1 protein-coding gene is annotated in these 288 nt (G+C 67.0%); it reads right to left on the reverse strand.

Annotated features, from left to right (window positions below):
• On the reverse strand, positions 1–288 hold a 288-nt coding region (locus MD536_RS21280), incomplete at both ends, for an ABC transporter transmembrane domain-containing protein (protein WP_239603803.1).

The raw sequence follows: 288 nt of genomic DNA on the forward strand, positions 1-288 counted from the left end.
CGCCGACCGAGACCACGGACAGCCCGGCCAGCACCAGGTCGTCGATGCCACCGTCGAGCAGTTCGCCGAGCGCGTCCACGTCGCTCGTGAGCCGCGAGATGACGCGTCCAGAGGTGTACCTCTCGTGGAAGGCGGGGGACAGCCGCTGGAAGTGGTCGTACACCCGCGTCCGCAGGTCGTAGAGCACCGCTTGTCCGATCCGACCGCTCGCCATGAGGAAGGCTCTCTTGGCGAGGTACTCGGTCATGGCCGCCACGACGAAGGCGATCGTGACGGTGATGAGGATGG

Source organism: Flavihumibacter cheonanensis, assembly GCF_022352215.1.
GTDB classification, from domain to species: Bacteria; Bacteroidota; Bacteroidia; order Chitinophagales; family Chitinophagaceae; genus Flavihumibacter; species Flavihumibacter cheonanensis.